The sequence below is a fragment of the Paenibacillus sp. GCM10023252 genome, from assembly GCF_042653305.1.
In the GTDB taxonomy this organism is placed as follows: domain Bacteria; phylum Bacillota; class Bacilli; order Paenibacillales; family Paenibacillaceae; genus Pristimantibacillus.
In genome coordinates this window covers 1-16,604 of sequence record NZ_JBHSHW010000008.1, presented here as the reverse complement: position 1 = coordinate 16,604, position 16,604 = coordinate 1, and the positions used below count along the sequence as shown (strand labels likewise).

General features: G+C 51.4%; 14 protein-coding genes. 11 read left to right on the top strand and 3 right to left on the bottom strand.

Annotation, left to right across the window (positions count from 1 at the left end):
- Window positions 1-49: 49 nt before the first annotated feature.
- Window positions 50-1,510 carry a cardiolipin synthase gene (gene cls, locus ACFO9Q_RS05025; protein WP_379179339.1) on the top strand — a complete coding sequence of 487 codons (1,461 nt, stop codon included), beginning with the start codon at window positions 50-52 and terminating at the stop codon, window positions 1,508-1,510.
- Here cls and ligD read toward each other — a convergent pair.
- Complete coding sequence (ligD, locus tag ACFO9Q_RS05020) at window positions 1,507-2,406, bottom strand: non-homologous end-joining DNA ligase (RefSeq protein ID WP_379179336.1); 900 nt, start codon at window positions 2,404-2,406, stop codon at window positions 1,507-1,509. The genes cls and ligD overlap by 4 nt on opposite strands.
- Before the next feature lie 44 nt (window positions 2,407-2,450).
- Entirely contained in the window at window positions 2,451-3,422 is a 972-nt protein-coding gene (locus ACFO9Q_RS05015; RefSeq protein WP_379179333.1) for a Ku protein, read from the bottom strand.
- 123 nt (window positions 3,423-3,545) lie between these two features.
- Between ACFO9Q_RS05015 and ACFO9Q_RS05010 the strand changes: the two genes are divergently transcribed.
- Window positions 3,546-3,758 carry a hypothetical protein gene (locus ACFO9Q_RS05010; RefSeq protein ID WP_379179331.1) on the top strand — a complete coding sequence of 71 codons (213 nt, stop codon included), beginning with the start codon at window positions 3,546-3,548 and terminating at the stop codon, window positions 3,756-3,758.
- A gap of 23 nt (window positions 3,759-3,781) precedes the next feature.
- Entirely contained in the window at window positions 3,782-3,970 is a 189-nt protein-coding gene (locus ACFO9Q_RS05005; protein WP_379179329.1) for an H-type small acid-soluble spore protein, read from the top strand.
- Between the two features lie 40 nt (window positions 3,971-4,010).
- Here ACFO9Q_RS05005 and ACFO9Q_RS05000 read toward each other — a convergent pair whose 3' ends face one another.
- Complete coding sequence (locus ACFO9Q_RS05000; RefSeq protein WP_379179327.1) at window positions 4,011-4,829, bottom strand: AraC family transcriptional regulator; 819 nt, start codon at window positions 4,827-4,829, stop codon at window positions 4,011-4,013.
- 169 nt (window positions 4,830-4,998) lie between these two features.
- On the opposite strand from ACFO9Q_RS05000, the gene ACFO9Q_RS04995 reads away from it, so the two are divergent.
- From ACFO9Q_RS04995 to ACFO9Q_RS04960, 8 genes are all read left to right on the top strand, one after another.
- The gene (locus tag ACFO9Q_RS04995; protein WP_379179325.1) at window positions 4,999-7,110 is read left to right on the top strand and encodes an alpha-galactosidase; all 2,112 of its coding nucleotides are present in this window, start codon (window positions 4,999-5,001) and stop codon (window positions 7,108-7,110) included.
- 155 nt (window positions 7,111-7,265) lie between these two features.
- Complete coding sequence (locus ACFO9Q_RS04990; RefSeq protein ID WP_379179323.1) at window positions 7,266-8,996, top strand: sensor histidine kinase; 1,731 nt, start codon at window positions 7,266-7,268, stop codon at window positions 8,994-8,996.
- A 23-nt stretch (window positions 8,997-9,019) separates the two neighbouring features.
- Window positions 9,020-10,621, top strand: a complete 1,602-nt coding sequence (locus ACFO9Q_RS04985; RefSeq protein ID WP_379179321.1) for a response regulator — start codon at window positions 9,020-9,022, stop codon at window positions 10,619-10,621.
- Window positions 10,622-10,773: 152 nt separating this feature from the next.
- Entirely contained in the window at window positions 10,774-11,679 is a 906-nt protein-coding gene (locus tag ACFO9Q_RS04980; protein ID WP_379179319.1) for an ABC transporter permease, read from the top strand.
- A 12-nt stretch (window positions 11,680-11,691) separates the two neighbouring features.
- Window positions 11,692-12,573: a carbohydrate ABC transporter permease gene (locus tag ACFO9Q_RS04975; protein WP_379179317.1), complete on the top strand. Its 882-nt coding sequence runs from the start codon at window positions 11,692-11,694 to the stop codon at window positions 12,571-12,573.
- An 81-nt stretch (window positions 12,574-12,654) separates the two neighbouring features.
- Entirely contained in the window at window positions 12,655-14,385 is a 1,731-nt protein-coding gene (locus ACFO9Q_RS04970; protein WP_379179315.1) for a hypothetical protein, read from the top strand.
- A gap of 70 nt (window positions 14,386-14,455) precedes the next feature.
- Complete coding sequence (locus ACFO9Q_RS04965) at window positions 14,456-15,151, top strand: GDSL-type esterase/lipase family protein (protein ID WP_379179313.1); 696 nt, start codon at window positions 14,456-14,458, stop codon at window positions 15,149-15,151.
- A gap of 16 nt (window positions 15,152-15,167) precedes the next feature.
- Window positions 15,168-16,514, top strand: a complete 1,347-nt coding sequence (locus ACFO9Q_RS04960) for a glycosyl hydrolase family 28 protein (RefSeq protein ID WP_379179311.1) — start codon at window positions 15,168-15,170, stop codon at window positions 16,512-16,514.
- Window positions 16,515-16,604: the final 90 nt, after the last annotated feature.

Here is a 16,604-nt window from a genome sequence, read left to right as displayed (position 1 = left end):
ATGCTATGAACACATAATCGTTAGAATGGCAGGGAGAGGAGCGGCAGAAGTGAATGGACTCATCATCATCATCATTATTCTGGCTCTGATGTATGTGCAAATCTCTGCAATTATCGTGCTTGAGCACAGACGATCATCAAGAATGGCGGCATGGGTATTCCTCGTCTGTCTGTGTCCATTCCTCGGCTTCGTATTCTACCTCCTCCTCAGCAAGCCGCTGTATCGGAGTAAGCTGCTGCGCAAGTATGCGCTGCCGAGAGGAAGCGAGCTTAGCAAGCTGACTGAAGCTGAAGCAGGCGGAAGGGAGCTGCTACCTGCAGTTCCTGCAGAAGAGGAAGGGCAAGATCCGGCCTATGCAGAGCATCATCCTCGCTTAATCGGCCTGCTGGACAGCTATCGTCAGTTCCCTCTTACAACTGGCAATCTAGTGAAGGTGCTCACCAATGCAGAGTCTGCCTATGAGGCGATGAAGGAGCAGCTAAGGACGGCCAAGCATCACATCCATCTCGATTATTATCTGATTCGCGATGATGAGGTAGGGGGATGGATCTATGATCTGCTGTCCACGAAGGCAAGTGCCGGCGTTGAGGTCCGTGTCCTCTATGACGGCTTAGGCAGCTTCAAGCTCAGCTCGTCTTACATAGACAAGATGAAGGAGGCCGGTGTGAGGATGACCTCCTTCCTGCCTGTCCGGCTTGCCTTGTTCGACAAGAGATTGAATTACCGCAATCATCGCAAGCTAGCCGTCATAGACGGCAGAGTAGGCTTCGTCGGCGGAATTAATCTGGGAGAAGAATACTTGGGCCAAGACCCGAAGCTGGGCTTCTGGAGGGACACTCATCTGCAAGTAGAGGGAGAATGCGTCAAGGTGCTGCAGGAGATCTTCATCCTGGACTGGAACTTCGCAGCAGAGGAGCAGCTTGGGCTGTCGGATTATTATAAGCCAACCGGGGTGAGAGGGAATGAAGAGGTAGTAATAGTCTCCAGCGGTCCAACTCCTTATGATGCTTCCATCCTTGAGGTGCTGTTCGAGGCGCTGAATGCAGCTAGGAGCCGCATCTATATGACGACCCCTTACTTCATCCCGGACTTATCGTTGCTGATGTCCCTCCGCACCGCTGCACTGAGCGGGGTGGATGTGCGCATTATTCTTCCTGGAGTGTCCGACAGCCGCTTGGTCCTGCTCGCTTCCCTATCCTATGTGAAGGACTTGATGGAGGCTGGAGTACGCTTCTACCGGTATCAGAGGGGCTTCCTGCATGCCAAGGTGCTCTTGATTGACCGCGAGCTTGCCTCTGTCGGTTCAGCGAATGTGGATATGAGAAGCTTGCACATCAACTTCGAGCTGAATGCCCTGCTGTTCGGTCAGACTACAATCGACAGACTGTACGCCGACTTCGAGCAGGACTTGTCAGACAGCATGCTGCTATGTCCGGAAGAGTTCATGCACAGGTCCAAGCTTCAGAGGCTGGGCGAAGCAGCGGCGAACATACTGTCCCCGCTGCTCTAGCTCTTCTTCCGAATGAAGCCAAGCACGCTGTCCATCCTCTGCGGGATGGCCCCAGCAAGCAAGTCTCCTCTAGCAGCAAGCCGGTCTGCAATAGTGAGCAGGTTATAATCCTTAATATTCGGGCCAGAGCGCACCTCATCCCATGTGAGCGGCGTCGATACAGGAGCTCCAGGACGAGCCCGCGGGGTATAGGCGGCAGATATCGTCTTGCCCCGGTAATGCTGCAAGTAATCGACATAGATGAGGTTGCCGCGATTCTTGGTCAGCCGCTCTATTGTGAACAGCTTCGGATAAGCTCTGGATAAGTAATCTCCTACGAATTGTCCCAGCAGCCGGAGCTCATCGAAGGTGTAGCGCCGTTCAATGGGTACAATAATCTGGACTCCGGTAGCGCCGGAAGTCTTCGGAATGGAGTGAATGTGCAAGGAATCGAGCAGATCTCCCACTAGGGCTGCAGCCTCCATAATTCTCGGCTCGTCCGGCAGGGTAGGATCCAGATCAAGCACCCACTCGGATGGATAATCAGGCCGGTGGACTCGATCGAAGGAGGCGTGGTATTCGATGCAGGCAAGATTGCCGAGCCAGAGCAGGGTAGGCAGATCATTCAGCTGGACATAGTGGATGCCGCCTTGTTCAGCTGTGTGAACATAATCGGCCTTCGGTGAAGGGCAATTTTTCTGATAGAACGACTTGCCGGCTATGCCGTCCGGATAACGTATCGTCGTGAGATACCGATCGCTGCAATGGTGGATGAGATAAGGAGAGAGGAGAATGAGCTTCTCTAGGAAAATAAGCTTCGTTATGCCGACATCCGGCCACAGCAGCTTGTCAGGATTCGTAATCTTCACGTGTTCACCGTGAACCGGAATATAAGCTTCCTTGGAGCCTTGCGGCATAGCACATCTCCTCCTCAAGAATGTCCAGCGCCCAGAGGCTGGGTCTAGGACACCGTCTCCTTATCCTTCTTCGTGCTGCGCTTGCGAGGCTTAGTCAGCGCTGCGGGAACTTGGGCAGGGGCTTCAGCCGCAGCGGCATCATCAGCGCCAGCCTTATCCTTAGATGCAGCAGTACTGCGCTTGCCAGCCTTGCTGCCCGTTCCGGACTTGCCAGCAGCACCAGTGTCCAACCCGCCTCCAGCTGGCGGCAGCTTCGCCGCATCGAGACTAGCCTGAAGCGCAGCCATCAGGTCAATGACATTCGTCTGCTCCTGCTGAGGAGCCACTCTAATCTCTTCTCCTGCAATCTTGCTGCTAATCATATCCGCCATCTGTTGACGGTAGTCGTCGGTATACTTCTCCGGCTCGAACGGTGTGCTGAGCTGTTCGATGAGCAGCTTAGCCATCGTAAGCTCCTTGTCGTTCACGCTCACTCCCTCAGGGAGGCCTGGAACTTGCTGGACGGGGCGAATCTCATCCGGGTAGAAGATCGTCTCAATGGCAAGGCAATTGTCTACTACTCGAATAGCAGCTAGAGAGCTTTTGGAGCGAATGGATATTTTGGCTACACCAATCTTGCCGGACTCCTTCATCGCACGCAGCAGCAAGCTGTAGGCGTTCCCGCCGGCCTGGTCAGGAGACAAGTAATACGTCTTCTGGAAGTAGATTGGATCAATCTCCTCCAGAGCGACGAAGTCGACGATCTGAATCGTCTTGGACTTCTCACCAGCAAGAGATTCAAGTTCATCCTTGTCGAAAATAACGAACCGCCCCTTGTCGTATTCATACCCCTTCACAATGTCATCCCATCCCGCCTCGATGTCGCAGTTCGGACATCTTCTGACATAGGCAATCGGACTCCCGCATGGCTTGTGAATCATCCTTAGCGAGATATCCTTATCTTCCGTTGCCGAGAACATCTTGACGGGCACATGCACGAGACCGAAGCTGATTGCGCCTTTCCATACCGTATGCATCGCCATTTTCCCCCTTCGCGTTATCATTTCCTAACAATCAGGATTCCCGAAATGAATGAAACTCAACCCGTTCGGGTATATTTTGCAAGTATCTACCCACATGGCGAGGAAGGAGGGCCTAAGATGTCAGAGCAAGAGAAGTCAGGAGACAGCAGCGCAACAAGAGATCATTCCACCTCGCTCCAGTCGGACCATGAAGGACGTGAGGATTACGATATGGACATTGACCGGATGGTGAATGAAGGGCTTGGCGGCGGAACGGTCACGCTGCACAATGGTCTGATTGAGGAATCAACGACCGATACGATGGAGCAGGGGCTCACACAGCAGGAATAGCTTGAATGAGGAGGCAGAGACCGATGGATACAGCAAGAGCGAAGGAAATCTATCATTCTGACACGAATGTTGCGGTTCACCTGCTGGGTGAACCCGTATGGATTGAGCATGTGGACGAAGCTAACGGAATGGCGACGGTTCAGGTGGGGTCGAATCCTCTCGACACGCAGACGGTGTCTGTCGATCGCCTGGAGGAAGGCAGTACGCATTAGAACGTGAACGGGCTGAGGAGCGGGATTCTCCTCAGCTGTTCTAGTTATAAATAATATCCGTCTGTGCGTAGTCCGACCGCTGGCTCCGGAATGCTGTGGGCGTACATCCCATATGCTTGCGGAACACCTTGGTGAAGTAATTGCTGCTGCTATAGCCTGTTCGGTCCGATATGTCTTGAATGGGCAGATCCGTGTGGCGCAGCAATCGAACGGCTTCCTCCATACGTCTGTGCAGGACGAAGTCGAACGGAGTTATACCCTCCATCTCATGAAACAACGTGCAAAAGTAAGAGGGAGCGAGACCTGCAATCTTGGCAAGCTTCTCCAAGGTTATATCCTCATGGTAGCTCTTGAAGATATAGTCCTTGACCTTCTCCAGCTTCCCCTCCACTTCCGCGGATGCGGACTTCTGTGTGTCCCCCCATTCCAGCATGGACATGATCCATTCATAGATTCGCAGAGAACAGATGTATTTATTCCGTTCGTGATGAAGAGCAACGTCTCTGTAGAGGTTCTTCAGTATGGTAATGGAGTTGTGCTGCTCAGGTACATGAACGACAGGACCGCAATGCTGCTGCAGCTGCCCCCAGAAGCGGTGGGCTGCTCCGCCGCTTAGCTGAATCCAGATAAATTCCCAATGGCTGGCTGCGGCACTATCGAAGTAGTATCGGTCAGAGCCGGGGAACTCCACCAGGAACCCTTGGCCGGGACGCAGTACATGAGTTCCATGCTTGTTCTCCAGCACCCCTTGTCCGCTCAGCGTATATTGGTAGCACACACTATGCTCCTTGCGGCTCCAGCCTCGCCAATCATAGTCCGGATCGGACACATCCGACCAACCGATATATTCCAGAAACATGAATTCAGGATCAATCGTCTCACTGACGAAGCCGTAGGTAGTTTTAAGTATGGATTCCGCCTCCAGATTATCTTAATTTTTTACCCATGGTGAAGAAAAAGGTTACGGTTGAGATCTTCCTGAAACCTTGTATTGTTTAAAGTATATCAGATGCTGGAGGGGTGTAGGCATGCAAGAGCTTTTGTTGGAAAATGAATATTATACTATTGTGTTTAGCGGTGGAGAGGAGTTTTGTTTTACTTATCGCTATAAGGCTCAAAATTGGAGCAAGCCCTTCGGCTATCCCGAGGTGGAGCTCGATAATAAGTCTGTCAAGCTGTGGCTTGTCAGCCCCGAATTGCTAGAGTTGCCGAAGCTGCTCCCCAACGGCTGTACAGAGTATCGAATCGGAGGGTTAGCTGCCGCAGGTGAAGAGGAGCTGTACCTTGCGGTCGTCCTCCGTATATCGCCCCGCTCGCCTGTTGTCCGATATCGATATGAGATCCGTTCCGGTAGGGAGAGGATATGGACGAAGTCTTCCGGTAAGGACCGATTCAGCTATATGAGCTTCCATACGAATCCGGATAACAACCCGCTCGAGGTGCGCCTCTCGGAATACAATGAAATAGTCCACAGCTATATGATGTCTGAGAATCCAGTGTCTCCTTCCCAATTCCGCAATAAGCACTGTCTAATGGGTCCTATAATGGTATGGCACGAGGACCAGGTGACCTGGTTAACTGCGTATGAGCACGGCTCCCAATATCCTGATACCTACATCGGCTATCAGCTCCATCCTGACGGCATCGTTACCGTTGAAGGAGTAAAGGGCAATTATTATCAAGGACAAAAGCTTGGACCAGGCAGCTGTTACGAATCAGTCTGGTTCCATATAGGGGCGTCCCATAATGGGATGGAAGGCTTGTCGAAGGCTTACCGCAGCTTTATGCTGCATGACCAGTGTCTGAATTCGGAGTCACGTAAGCCTTATATTTTCTACAATACGTGGGCTTACCAGGAACGGAACAAAAGCTGGAATCACGCGAAATACTTAGACAGTATGAGAGAGGAGCGAATTCTCCAAGAGATCGATGCCGCATACCGGATGGGGATTGAAGTCTATGTCATTGATACGGGGTGGTATATGAAAACAGGCGATTGGGAGGTAGATGCTGAACGGTTCAGCAGCGGGCTTAAAGCAGTCAAAGAAAAGCTGGACGGGTATGGGATGAAGCTGGGCTTATGGTTTGATCCCAAAGCGGCTGCCTTAACCAGCCGGATGTTTAGAGCAAATACCGTAAATCTGGTTACGAGAAACGGTATGGCTGGGGAGCCGCATCCTATCTGGGAGACCGAGGAGAGCCATACCCTATGCTTGGCGAGCAGCTATGGAATGGATTTTGCCGATGCCTTAATCCGCCTCTATCATGACGTCGGCGTAACCTACTTCAAGTGGGATGCTATTAGCCAATACGGCTGTAATGATCCCCGTCACAATCATGGCGATGAGAGCTGCAGTTCGGAGGAGAGGGGGGATTGCTACGCCTTCCAGCTTCCGCTCGCATTGGTGAATATCGTGGATAGGCTGACCCAATCCTGCCCGGATGCGATCGTAGACTTCGATGTGACGGAGGGCTACAGGGCGGTTGGACTCAGCTTCCTCTCGGCAGGGAAATACTTCTTAATCAACAACGGTCCTTATTATGTTAACCTCGATATTCCTTCTAATCGAGATATCAGCTATGACAATCTGAATGTGTATTTTTACCCGGGCCCTGCAAGGGGATGGATCTGCAGGACGCCGCTGAACTATGATAAGTGGATACCGTCTACCCTGTTCCTTACCCATTACCTTCCCGATGATCCGACCAGCAGCCAGATGATCAACATTGGCTCTCTGATTCTAGGTCAGAACGGCATATGGGGCGATCTGCTCACCGTATCAGAGGAAGGTAAGGAACTCATTCACCGGCAGCTGACCTTATACAAGAAGGTAAGAGATGCGGTGACGGAAGCCCAGATAGAGATTACGGGTATGCCGGGCGGCAACCCGGAGATCTATGAGAAGCTGGAGCCTGACACCGGCAGGGGAATCGTTGTGCTGTTCGCCAATTCCTTCGGACAGCCTTGGTCCAGGATGCGGGAGACGGAATTCCGATATGTGACCCAATGTGCAGTAGATCGTGCCTACACGGTTTCCGGCAACGCATCTGTCCGGATAGACGAAGAGGGCAAGGCTGATATAACCGCCATCTTCCATGAACCGGGAGCAGTCATTCTTTACTTCGGGGCAGAGGAGTAGGAGAAGCCTATATAAGAGGTGGATCCGAAGACTATCATAGATCCACTTCGCATAATAGCGGTTTCAAAGACGGATGGTTTGACTTATACTGGGATTTAGCGGGTATTGGGGGTGTTGGGTTGGGGTGGATCAACAGAATAGGCGGAAACATGAATATGCGCTATAAGCTTTTGCTCACATACCTCATCATAGTGCTAATCCCGTTGGTCATCACGGTTATTCTGTTCCTGCAGCGGACCAACACAACCGTCCGGGAGCACACGGATAAAGTGAACCAAATTACGTTGGAGCAGATCGCGGACAACGTCTTCTACAACTGGGTGGACCTGCTTGACTTGACGGATTCCCTGCAGCAGGATCAGGAGCTAATCAAGTATCTGGAGGAGAATCATTCGCCTGCGGATGATACGGTAGACCCATTGATTACAATTGAGCAATTCAAGGCCATACGGGACAAGTACGACACCAAGTGGAATGCGGGCTACAAAGGCGTGAAGCTTAAGCTCTACTCTTCCAATCCTTCTATCATTCGAGACGATACCTTTATAGTAAGGATGACTCCCGAGCTCATGCATGAGGAGTGGATGTCCGATATCCTGAGACTGAAAGGCACCTATCTGCTAAGCGAGCCTTACCAAGGGTCTGACCGTGAAGTCTACTTCCGTCTGGGGCGGACAGTCCGTTCCGGCACATCCACGATATACAGCAATGCCATGATTCTGGAGATCTCGGAGAGCTACTTCTACGGATTGATCAGCAGGGAGGGGCAGAACAAGGATATCTATATTCTGAATGACAGAGATCAGGTATATTCTTCGACAAGCCGGGAGTCGGTTGGCAAGCTGTTCTTGCGGGAGTCTATTCGTGAGGAGCGGCTGGTCGAGCGGGTGCTGCCCGACCGAGGCGTACTCCAAGGCTGGAAGGTGGCTGTCGTGCTGCCGGAAGGTGATATTACCCAGAAGATGAACGGGCATATCCGATTTATTCTCTGGGTTATGGGAGGGCATATGCTGTTGGCTGTTGCCTTCATGCTGGTGTTCTCCCAGACATTGACGAAGCGGCTGAGACAATTGGTCCGCACAATGGCGGAGATCCGGGACGGTAAGCTGAAGGTTGAGATTCAGGATGACTCCCGAGATGAGATCGGCGAGCTGTCCAGGGGCTTTCGCCGCATGATGGAACGAATCCACTCGCTCATTGATGAGGTCTACAATGCGGAGGTGCAGGTGAAGACCGTGGATCTCCAGAAGAAGGAGGCTGAGCTTCGGGCTCTTCAGAGTCAGATTAATCCTCACTTTCTATTTAATACTTTGGAGTCCATCCGGATGAATTCCTATCGGTATGGTGATAAGGAAACCTCGGAGATTATAGGAAGCTTGGCTAAGCTATTACGAGGAAGCGTCTACTGGGATCAGGATCTCGTGCCTCTCCGCAAGGAACTGGATACCATTCGGGAATATATGAACATTCAGCGATTCCGCTTCGAACAGATCTCTATGGATCTGATCGTTCCTGAAGAACTGCTAAGTATAAGCTTACCCAAGTTCACCCTGCAGCCTCTGGTGGAGAATGCCATTCAGCACGGAATGGAATCTAAGCTGGGGGCCACCTGCTTGGAGATAGCAGTATGGCGCGAAATAGACAGTCTCTTCATAACCGTATCAGACGATGGTGCAGGTATGGAGCCTGCGAAGCTCGAGGAGGTCATCGCCAGCATGAGATCCGTGGAGGAGCCGTCGAGAAGCATCGGGCTTAGGAATGTGTACCAGAGATTGCTAACTTATTACGGGGAACACACCAGAATGAGTATCGAATCAGCAAAACAAAAGGGGACACGCATTGTCATAGAGATTAAGCTTACTGATGTAAAATCAGAACAATCTTAAATGAAGGGAGGAGATCGGTTCCCATGTACAATATTCTGCTGGTGGATGACGAAAAACGTGTCCGCGAGGGCTTGAGCGAATGGGTGGTCTGGGAGGACTTCGGGTTCAGGCTGGTCGGCACCTCGGCGAACGGTGTGGAGGCGCTTGAATTCATGGCGCAGGTTCATGTCCATCTATTAATAACAGATATTAAGATGCCGGTCATAGACGGCTTGGTCCTTGCACGGGAGTCAAGGCTGCAGGATCCGCTGCTCAAGATTATTATCCTAAGCGGCTTCAATGAATTCAATTATGCCAAGAAGGCCATTGACTGTGGGGTTAGTGGATATTTGCTAAAGCCAGTGGACAAGGAAGAACTGGAAGGTCATCTGAGGGAGATCCGGGTTCAGCTGGATCAGGAGTTCTTGACTAAGGCGGAAAAGCGTGCACATGAGAATCTGGCGCGGGACCGTTACCTGCAGCAATTAGTGAGTGGGTACCTGCTCGGGAAGGAGGCCGGTGCCAAGCTGCTCCCCTTCGGTGTTGAATTGGATGGCGACTGGTACCGGGTCGTGCTGTGGGAGCTGGACGATCTGCATCGAATTGTTGAGGAGAGCCTCTCAGACGCCAAGCTATATCAATACGGCATGCGCAATATCGTGGAAGAGATGGTTGAGGAGAGAGGATATGGGTACGTGTATGAGGATACGGAAGGCTCTATTGGATTGCTCCTCCGGGGATCAGAGCTGGAATCTCCTGCTGAAGAAGCGATGGACTTCATGAAGCTTGCCGAGCACAATATGAAGACCTTCCTGAAGGTGAGAGTATCCTGGGGAATGGGAGACCCTGTTCTTCACCCCGGTAACCTGAAGAATTCCCGTCTTCAAGCTCGCTATGATCTGGAGAGTCGCAAGGCGGGAGGGCAGCCGAACAGCTTCCTTACAGGCTTGATTACCCGGGAGGATATTCCTGTCCTCTCCCGGTTGAATTGGGACAGCACGGAGCTTATCCTTGCTGTGGAGGAAGGTGACATCGGAAGGATGGAGGAGCAGATTGATGCATTATTTGCAGAGATCGACTCCAATAAGCTGACAGGACCTGCCATTCAGGGAATCCTCTTCGCCCTTCTGCTAGGCTTCCATCAGCTGTACAAGCGTCATTCCATTGCCACGGATGACCCGGTTGTTACAGAGGAGACACTTCGGCTGTCCGAATCGGCCGACGGACAGGGGCTGCAGGAACGACTGGCCCGCTATTGCAGATTTGCTGCCAAGCTACTGTACGCAGGTCCTGCTTCGGGCTCCAATAAGGTGATTGCCCAGGTCCAGAAGTATGTAGTAGAGCACTTCGCAGAGGAGTTAAGCCTGAAGTCTATCGCTCAGTTGTTTTATATGAATTCGGCCTATCTGGGACAGCTGTTCAAAAAAGAAACCGGCGATCACTTTCTCGATTATATGCATAAGGTCCGGATTCAGTATATTAAGAAGCAGATGAAGGCTGGCCAAGGCCAAGTGGGACAGATCGTGATGGATGCAGGCTATAAGAATACGGGTTACTTTTACAAGCAGTTCCGCAAGCTCGAAGGGATCTCCTTCCAGGAGTACCAGGAGAATAAGAAGGAATCGCTGAACTCTGTGAACCTATAATTTATACTCAAATCTCTATAATCCTTATCCTGTCCGTTCTCTATAGGTGAGCTACAATGGAGACATGAACAGGAGGCGAATCCGCAAGGAGAAGCACCCGAGCCTCAGGTTCCGGGTGCTTCTTCTTTGTGGATAGGAGGAGAGATAGAGCTATGAAGCTATGGAGAACATTAGGGAATTACAAGATGCTGTACCTATTTTTGCTGCCGGCCGTGCTGGTGACGTTTATTTTCAACTACATTCCTCTGGTGGGTGTGGTGATGGCGTTTCAGGATTTCAATATTGTCCAGGGGTACTTCGGCAGCCCATTTGTAGGACTGGATAATTTCAAGAACTTTTTGGACAATCCGGACTTCTACACTGCACTGCGGAACACCTTGGCTATGAGCTTCCTGCTTATCATCATTGGATTTCCTGTACCGATTCTATTTGCCATCATGATCAACGAGATGAAGAACAAGGCTTTCAAGCGGATAGCCCAGACCTTGACCTACCTCCCTCATTTTCTGTCGTGGGTCGTTATCTCCGGTCTGATCTACCGCATGCTGGAAGAGTATTTCGGAGCTGTCAATCTGTTGCTGAACGCGCTTGGATTGGATAAGATCGCTTTCCTGCGAGACCCAGACTACTTCTGGGGAATTCTGGTCTCCGGCTCTATCTGGAAGGATATGGGGTGGAACTCCATTATCTATCTAGCTGCCATGGCCGGCATCGACCCGGCGCTATATGAGGCGGCAACCATTGATGGGGCAGGCCGTTGGAAGAAGATTCTCTATATCACGCTGCCCGGTATCGCACCGGTTATCGGCTTACTGCTGATCTTCAACATTGGTACCTTGGTGGGCGGCGCAAGCTTCGATGCGGTCTACAACCTGCATAATCCGCTCGTTGGGGAGAAAGCGATGACGTTGGATTACTTCGTGTACCTGGAGGGAATTAGACAGAACAATCCGTCCCTGGCTTCCGCTGTCGGATTAACCTTCTCGCTGGTCAGCTTTGGACTGGTACTGACCGCCAATCTCATCAGTAAGAAAGTAAGCGGATACCGCGCATTCTAGGAGGGAGCTTCCATGTACAGCTGGCGTGACCGATCGGTCGATTACTTGATTTACTTTGCTATGGCTTCTATTTGCTTCATCATGGTGTATCCTTTTATCTACGTGCTTGCTTATTCCTTAAGCGACAGTCAGCAAGCCATGCTCAAGACGATCACATTCTGGCCCCGGGGCATCACCTTGGCGCATTACAAGACGGTTCTTATGAACAACACCGTGTATGTGTCCTTCTTCATCTCCATTGCACGAACGGTAACCGGGGTGCTCTATCAATTGATTATCGTCGGTTTGGCCGCCTATTCCTTATCTAAGGTCCGGCTGCCAGGCAACAAATGGATTGCGCTTTATTTGATCACGCCCATGTTTATTTCAGGCGGGCTATTGCCGACTTATGTCTTGAATTATAAGCTTGGTCTGTTCAACAGCTTCTGGATTTACGTTCTGCCTTATGGCTTCTTCGCCTTCAATATGCTGATTATGCGAACCTTTTTCTCCGGTATTCCGGAAGCGCTTGAGGAATCCGCGAGGATTGACGGGGCAGGCGAGTATACCATCTTTTCGAACATTTACATTCCCTTATCCATGCCGGTGGTGGCGACCATCTCCCTCTTCGTCGGGGTGTTCCAATGGAACCAATGGTTCGATTCGATGCTCTATATATTCAACGAGAAGCTGTGGCCGCTTCAATACATTCTGCAAAAGCTGCTTAGCGAAACATTGGCCACTCAAATCATGGCTCAGGAGGGCAGGCTGAACAGTATTAACAATTCACCGGTATCACCGGAATCCATCAAGATGTCGACCCTCATCATCGCCACTCTGCCCATCGCGCTGGTCTATCCGTTCCTTCAACGTTACTTCATTAAAGGAGTGATGATCGGAGCTGTAAAGGGATGATGCAAGGAACAAGACGGCTTATACCGTCTGAACCATATAGCAAGAAAAGCCTGAATCCAAAGATCAGAAAGGGGAACTAACATGCCGTTCAAAAAATGGGTAAGTATGGGTCTTGTGCTCAGCGTGGCAGCGGCTGCCTTGGCAGCTTGTTCAGATGGAGGCAGCAGCAAGGAGAACGTATCTCCGGGAGCATCGATTAGCCCAAGCGCTACTGCAGAGCCTCTGATGGAGTTGTCTGTCTACAACAGTGAGTTCCGGGATGACAAGGTAATTAATAACCCCAAGGATGTAGTCACACCGTTCGTAGAGCAGAAGCTGAATATCAAAATTACGAATTTCCTGATTAACAACAATGACCAGCCCTTCGATACGCGGCTTAACCAATATATCGCCACCAACCAGGTGCCGGATATTGTTATCGCAGCCGGCAAGAATGTAGACTACGCCATCGATACCGGAATGTTCGCCGACCTCTCTTCCTATCTCGACAAGATGCCGAACCACAAAAAGTATTTCGATGCCAAGTTCTGGCCAAGATTCATCCGTGACGGTAAAAAGTATACGATACCGGTTCCGAATCCTGACACCAATGTGGCAGCCTTCAAGGATGCCTACACCTATCCGATGAGCGCACATGCCATGTGGGCACGAGAGGATATTCTGAAGAAAGCCGGCTACAGCTTCACACCTATGAGCGAGATTCAGAAAATGCTGGACGAAGGCAAATTGCCAACAGCGCAGGATATGCAGCTGACACCAGCGGTGGATACACCTGAAAAGTTCTACGAGCTGCTGAAGAAGATCAAAGACTTAAATCTGAAGGTAGGCGACAAGCCGGTTATGCCGCTCTCCATGGCATCTTGGAATCAGCTGCATCTGGGAAGTATGTTCGACTTCGGGCATTGGATTAACCGGAACGGCCAAGCGGACGGCTGGCTGGGTTCTCCTGAGACCAAGGAGTATTACAAGTTCCTGACCGACCTATACAAGGAGAACTTAATCGACAAGGACTTCGTTATTCAGAAGAACGAGCAGCTTCAAGAGAAGGTCGCAGGCGGACGCGTTGCAGTAGGTATGTGGGTGCCGGATATCAACAAAGCACGGGAGTCCATCGGCAAGTTGGAGCCGGGTGCGGATATTCGTTACATTCCATGGCCCAAAAAGACCCAAGGCAAAGGATACTTTGACATCTATCAAGGAGCCTATGAGGAAATTCTGATTAAGAAGGATGCCAAGGATATCGACCGGATCATTGCGTTCATCGATTGGACATACAGCGATGAAGGCTTGGATACTGTGGAGTGGGGACCGGAATCTGCGGGACTGTGGAAGACCGTGGACGGCAAGAGAAGATTCGTGAACGAAAAGTGGAACCAGTACTTCTTGGAAGGCAAAAAGCCGGGGATTCTGGAGGATGGCAACTCGTTGTCCACCTACGGTCTGAAGCTCGCAGCCAACAAGATCGGCCTTGCGACTGGGCTCGACAGCATGGCTTGGAATTATAACCCCAAAGCGATCGAACGCGCCTATCCACCGAAGCTGAGCGCATGGGACTACACCAAGAATATGCTCGGCAGTACAGGTGTTAACACCGACGGCACAGGCAGCACTGGAAGCGGTGCCAATGTCGATGAAGTCAGCGGTTACTTCTGGTCCAAGTTCCAAGGTCTGCAGGTGGCGAAGCTGCTGACAGCCAATACGGATGATAAGTTCAACAAAGCGTGGGACGAGGTCTATGCCGAGTTCCTGAAGGAAGGAAACTACGAGGCGGCCAAGGAAGAGATGAAGAATTGGTTCGAGAAAAATAAATAACAGCACGGCAGAAGCATGGAGGAGGTCTAGCGGCTTCCTCCATTGTTCTAATCTGTCAGGAGGGGATTCGATGGAGCGTACGCCTATAATCAGGCCGGGCTTCTTCTCGGTGAATGCTGCCGCTGATAGTAGGAGATATGAGTTCGATGCCAAGAATGAGGTCGTCGTGCATAATGGCGTGCAGGTGGATGCTGTGTTCCTGGGCGACTCGATTACACATGCCTGGGAGTTGAACGCCTATTTTGGCGGACGGAACCGAATTGTGCTGAACAGGGGAATCGGAGGGGATAAGTCCGGATTTCTGGCTAGAAGGTTTATGGCGGATTGCATTCAGCTTAAGCCGAGGATGGCTGTCGTGCTAATCGGCATTAATGATACTTGGATCATGGATGATATAGGCGCGCCAGGGAATAAAGTGGATGAGGTAGCAGCGGTTGTGATGGGGAATTGGACAGAGCTCATTGAGCAGGCGAAGCAGCACGGGCAGACCCTGCTGCTCTGCTCCTTGCTGCCCACAGATATTTCGAAGAATGCCACTAACCGGGAACGCAATGAGATGATTGCTCGACTGAATAGAGAGTTGGAACGGCAGGCTCAGGAGAGTGGCTCTGTCTATGTGGACTATCACTCGGCCATGGTCGGTGAGGATGGAGTGACCTTAAGGGAAGGACTGGCCCATGACGGGCTGCATCCCCATGTTCAAGGCTACAATCTGATGGCGGAGGTTCTGCGATCCACGGCGGCTGGACACGGCATTACGATATAGAGGATAGGAGTGTAGCATGATGACTCAAGTGAAGCTGTACGATGTTCCGGCACAGATGAAGCCTTCTCCGGATTACCGGTTAGAGGTTAACGGGGAGCAGGTTTTTGTCTACTGCTTCCCTGGCATGGCTGGCGGGACGGTGTCCTGGGCGTCCTTCGATTTCGAAGGTGAGGTGCGGATCAGGATATCCTGCGAGTGGAGGATGGATACGGCCGAGGTTCATCCCTTATCCTATGGGATTCAATCGGAGTTCAAGGATGATGCGATTGAATTCACCCTGAAGGAACCTGCCAATTTGTTTATTAAGTGGAATGAGGAATTTGATTTGCCGTTTTACCTTTTTGCAGGTCCCTTGGAGGACCTGCCGACAGAAGGTCCGGGCGTCAGATATTATGGCCCAGGTATTCACCATGCCGGCGACTTGGAGCTGTTAAGTAATGAGACGCTGGTATTGGATGGCGGAGCTTTTGTATATGGGACGGTTCAGGCTGTTCATGCGGAGAACGTGAAGGTGATCGGAAGAGGCATTCTGTGCGGCTCCCATCTGTCCTTCGGCTTGCCGGAAGGTCATCCTGCGGAGATGATGGGCTTCAAGAGCTGCAGGAATGTCCTGGTGGACGGCATCATGGTGCTGGATTCCTTCGGCTGGACGATCTGCGGCTATGACTGCGACGGCTGGACGGTAAGGAACACCAAGATTGTGAACGAGAGGAAGTGGTCTACGGACGGCATTAATCCGGTTAATTCCAGGGATGTCCTGCTGGATCGGTGCTTCGTCCGCTGCAAGGACGATTGCGTGTCCATCAAAGGATTGGTTCACGAGGATCGCTACGATACAGGAAGGTCCCCTATTGAGAATATTGTCGTTCAGGACAGTGTGTTCTGGAGCGACAATAATAATGCCCTCGTGGTCGGTACAGAAATGCAGGCAGACTATATCCGGAACATTGTCTTCCGCAACCTGGACGTCCTGAAGGTCAGCAATACCTGCGGGGATTATGCCGCTGCCCTGACCGTGGGCTGTCTGGACGACACGGAAGTATCGGACATCACCTTCGAGGATATTCGAATTGAGCATGCGATAGGACCGCTGATTAATATCTGGATGCGCAGCAGCATCTTCAGCGACAGCATTAGGGGGACGAGGACACCTGAAGGTTGCACGGTGAGACGGCTCCGGTTCCGCAATATTGAATTGACCGGAGGAAGGTTCCGGCGCTCTTACATTGAGGGCTTGGATGAGATCCGTCGGTTCGAGGATATCGAGTTTGATCATTTGGTCATTCAGGGACGACGTATCCGTTCGGCAGAGGAAGGCCGGTTTGAGATTAATGCTTTTGCGGACAACATTCGTTTTGTATAAGCGCAGCCCCCTGTTCAGGGGGCTCAGGCTGTCGAGAAAGTATCGACAGCCTTCTTTATGTCCAAATAGTTTAACACGACACCGCGTTAA

Coding starts and splice junctions, on each gene's coding strand:
- ACFO9Q_RS04995 (WP_379179325.1), top strand. CDS start 4,999: ATGCAAGAGCTTTTGTTGGAAAATGAATATTATACTATTGTGTTTAGC.
- ACFO9Q_RS05000 (WP_379179327.1), bottom strand. CDS start 4,829: ATGTTTCTGGAATATATCGGTTGGTCGGATGTGTCCGATCCGGACTAT.
- ligD (WP_379179336.1), bottom strand. CDS start 2,406: ATGCCGCAAGGCTCCAAGGAAGCTTATATTCCGGTTCACGGTGAACAC.
- ACFO9Q_RS05015 (WP_379179333.1), bottom strand. CDS start 3,422: ATGCATACGGTATGGAAAGGCGCAATCAGCTTCGGTCTCGTGCATGTG.
- ACFO9Q_RS04985 (WP_379179321.1), top strand. CDS start 9,020: ATGTACAATATTCTGCTGGTGGATGACGAAAAACGTGTCCGCGAGGGC.
- ACFO9Q_RS04965 (WP_379179313.1), top strand. CDS start 14,456: ATGGAGCGTACGCCTATAATCAGGCCGGGCTTCTTCTCGGTGAATGCT.
- ACFO9Q_RS04975 (WP_379179317.1), top strand. CDS start 11,692: ATGTACAGCTGGCGTGACCGATCGGTCGATTACTTGATTTACTTTGCT.
- ACFO9Q_RS04970 (WP_379179315.1), top strand. CDS start 12,655: ATGCCGTTCAAAAAATGGGTAAGTATGGGTCTTGTGCTCAGCGTGGCA.
- ACFO9Q_RS04990 (WP_379179323.1), top strand. CDS start 7,266: ATGCGCTATAAGCTTTTGCTCACATACCTCATCATAGTGCTAATCCCG.
- ACFO9Q_RS04960 (WP_379179311.1), top strand. CDS start 15,168: ATGATGACTCAAGTGAAGCTGTACGATGTTCCGGCACAGATGAAGCCT.
- ACFO9Q_RS05005 (WP_379179329.1), top strand. CDS start 3,782: ATGGATACAGCAAGAGCGAAGGAAATCTATCATTCTGACACGAATGTT.
- ACFO9Q_RS04980 (WP_379179319.1), top strand. CDS start 10,774: ATGAAGCTATGGAGAACATTAGGGAATTACAAGATGCTGTACCTATTT.
- ACFO9Q_RS05010 (WP_379179331.1), top strand. CDS start 3,546: ATGTCAGAGCAAGAGAAGTCAGGAGACAGCAGCGCAACAAGAGATCAT.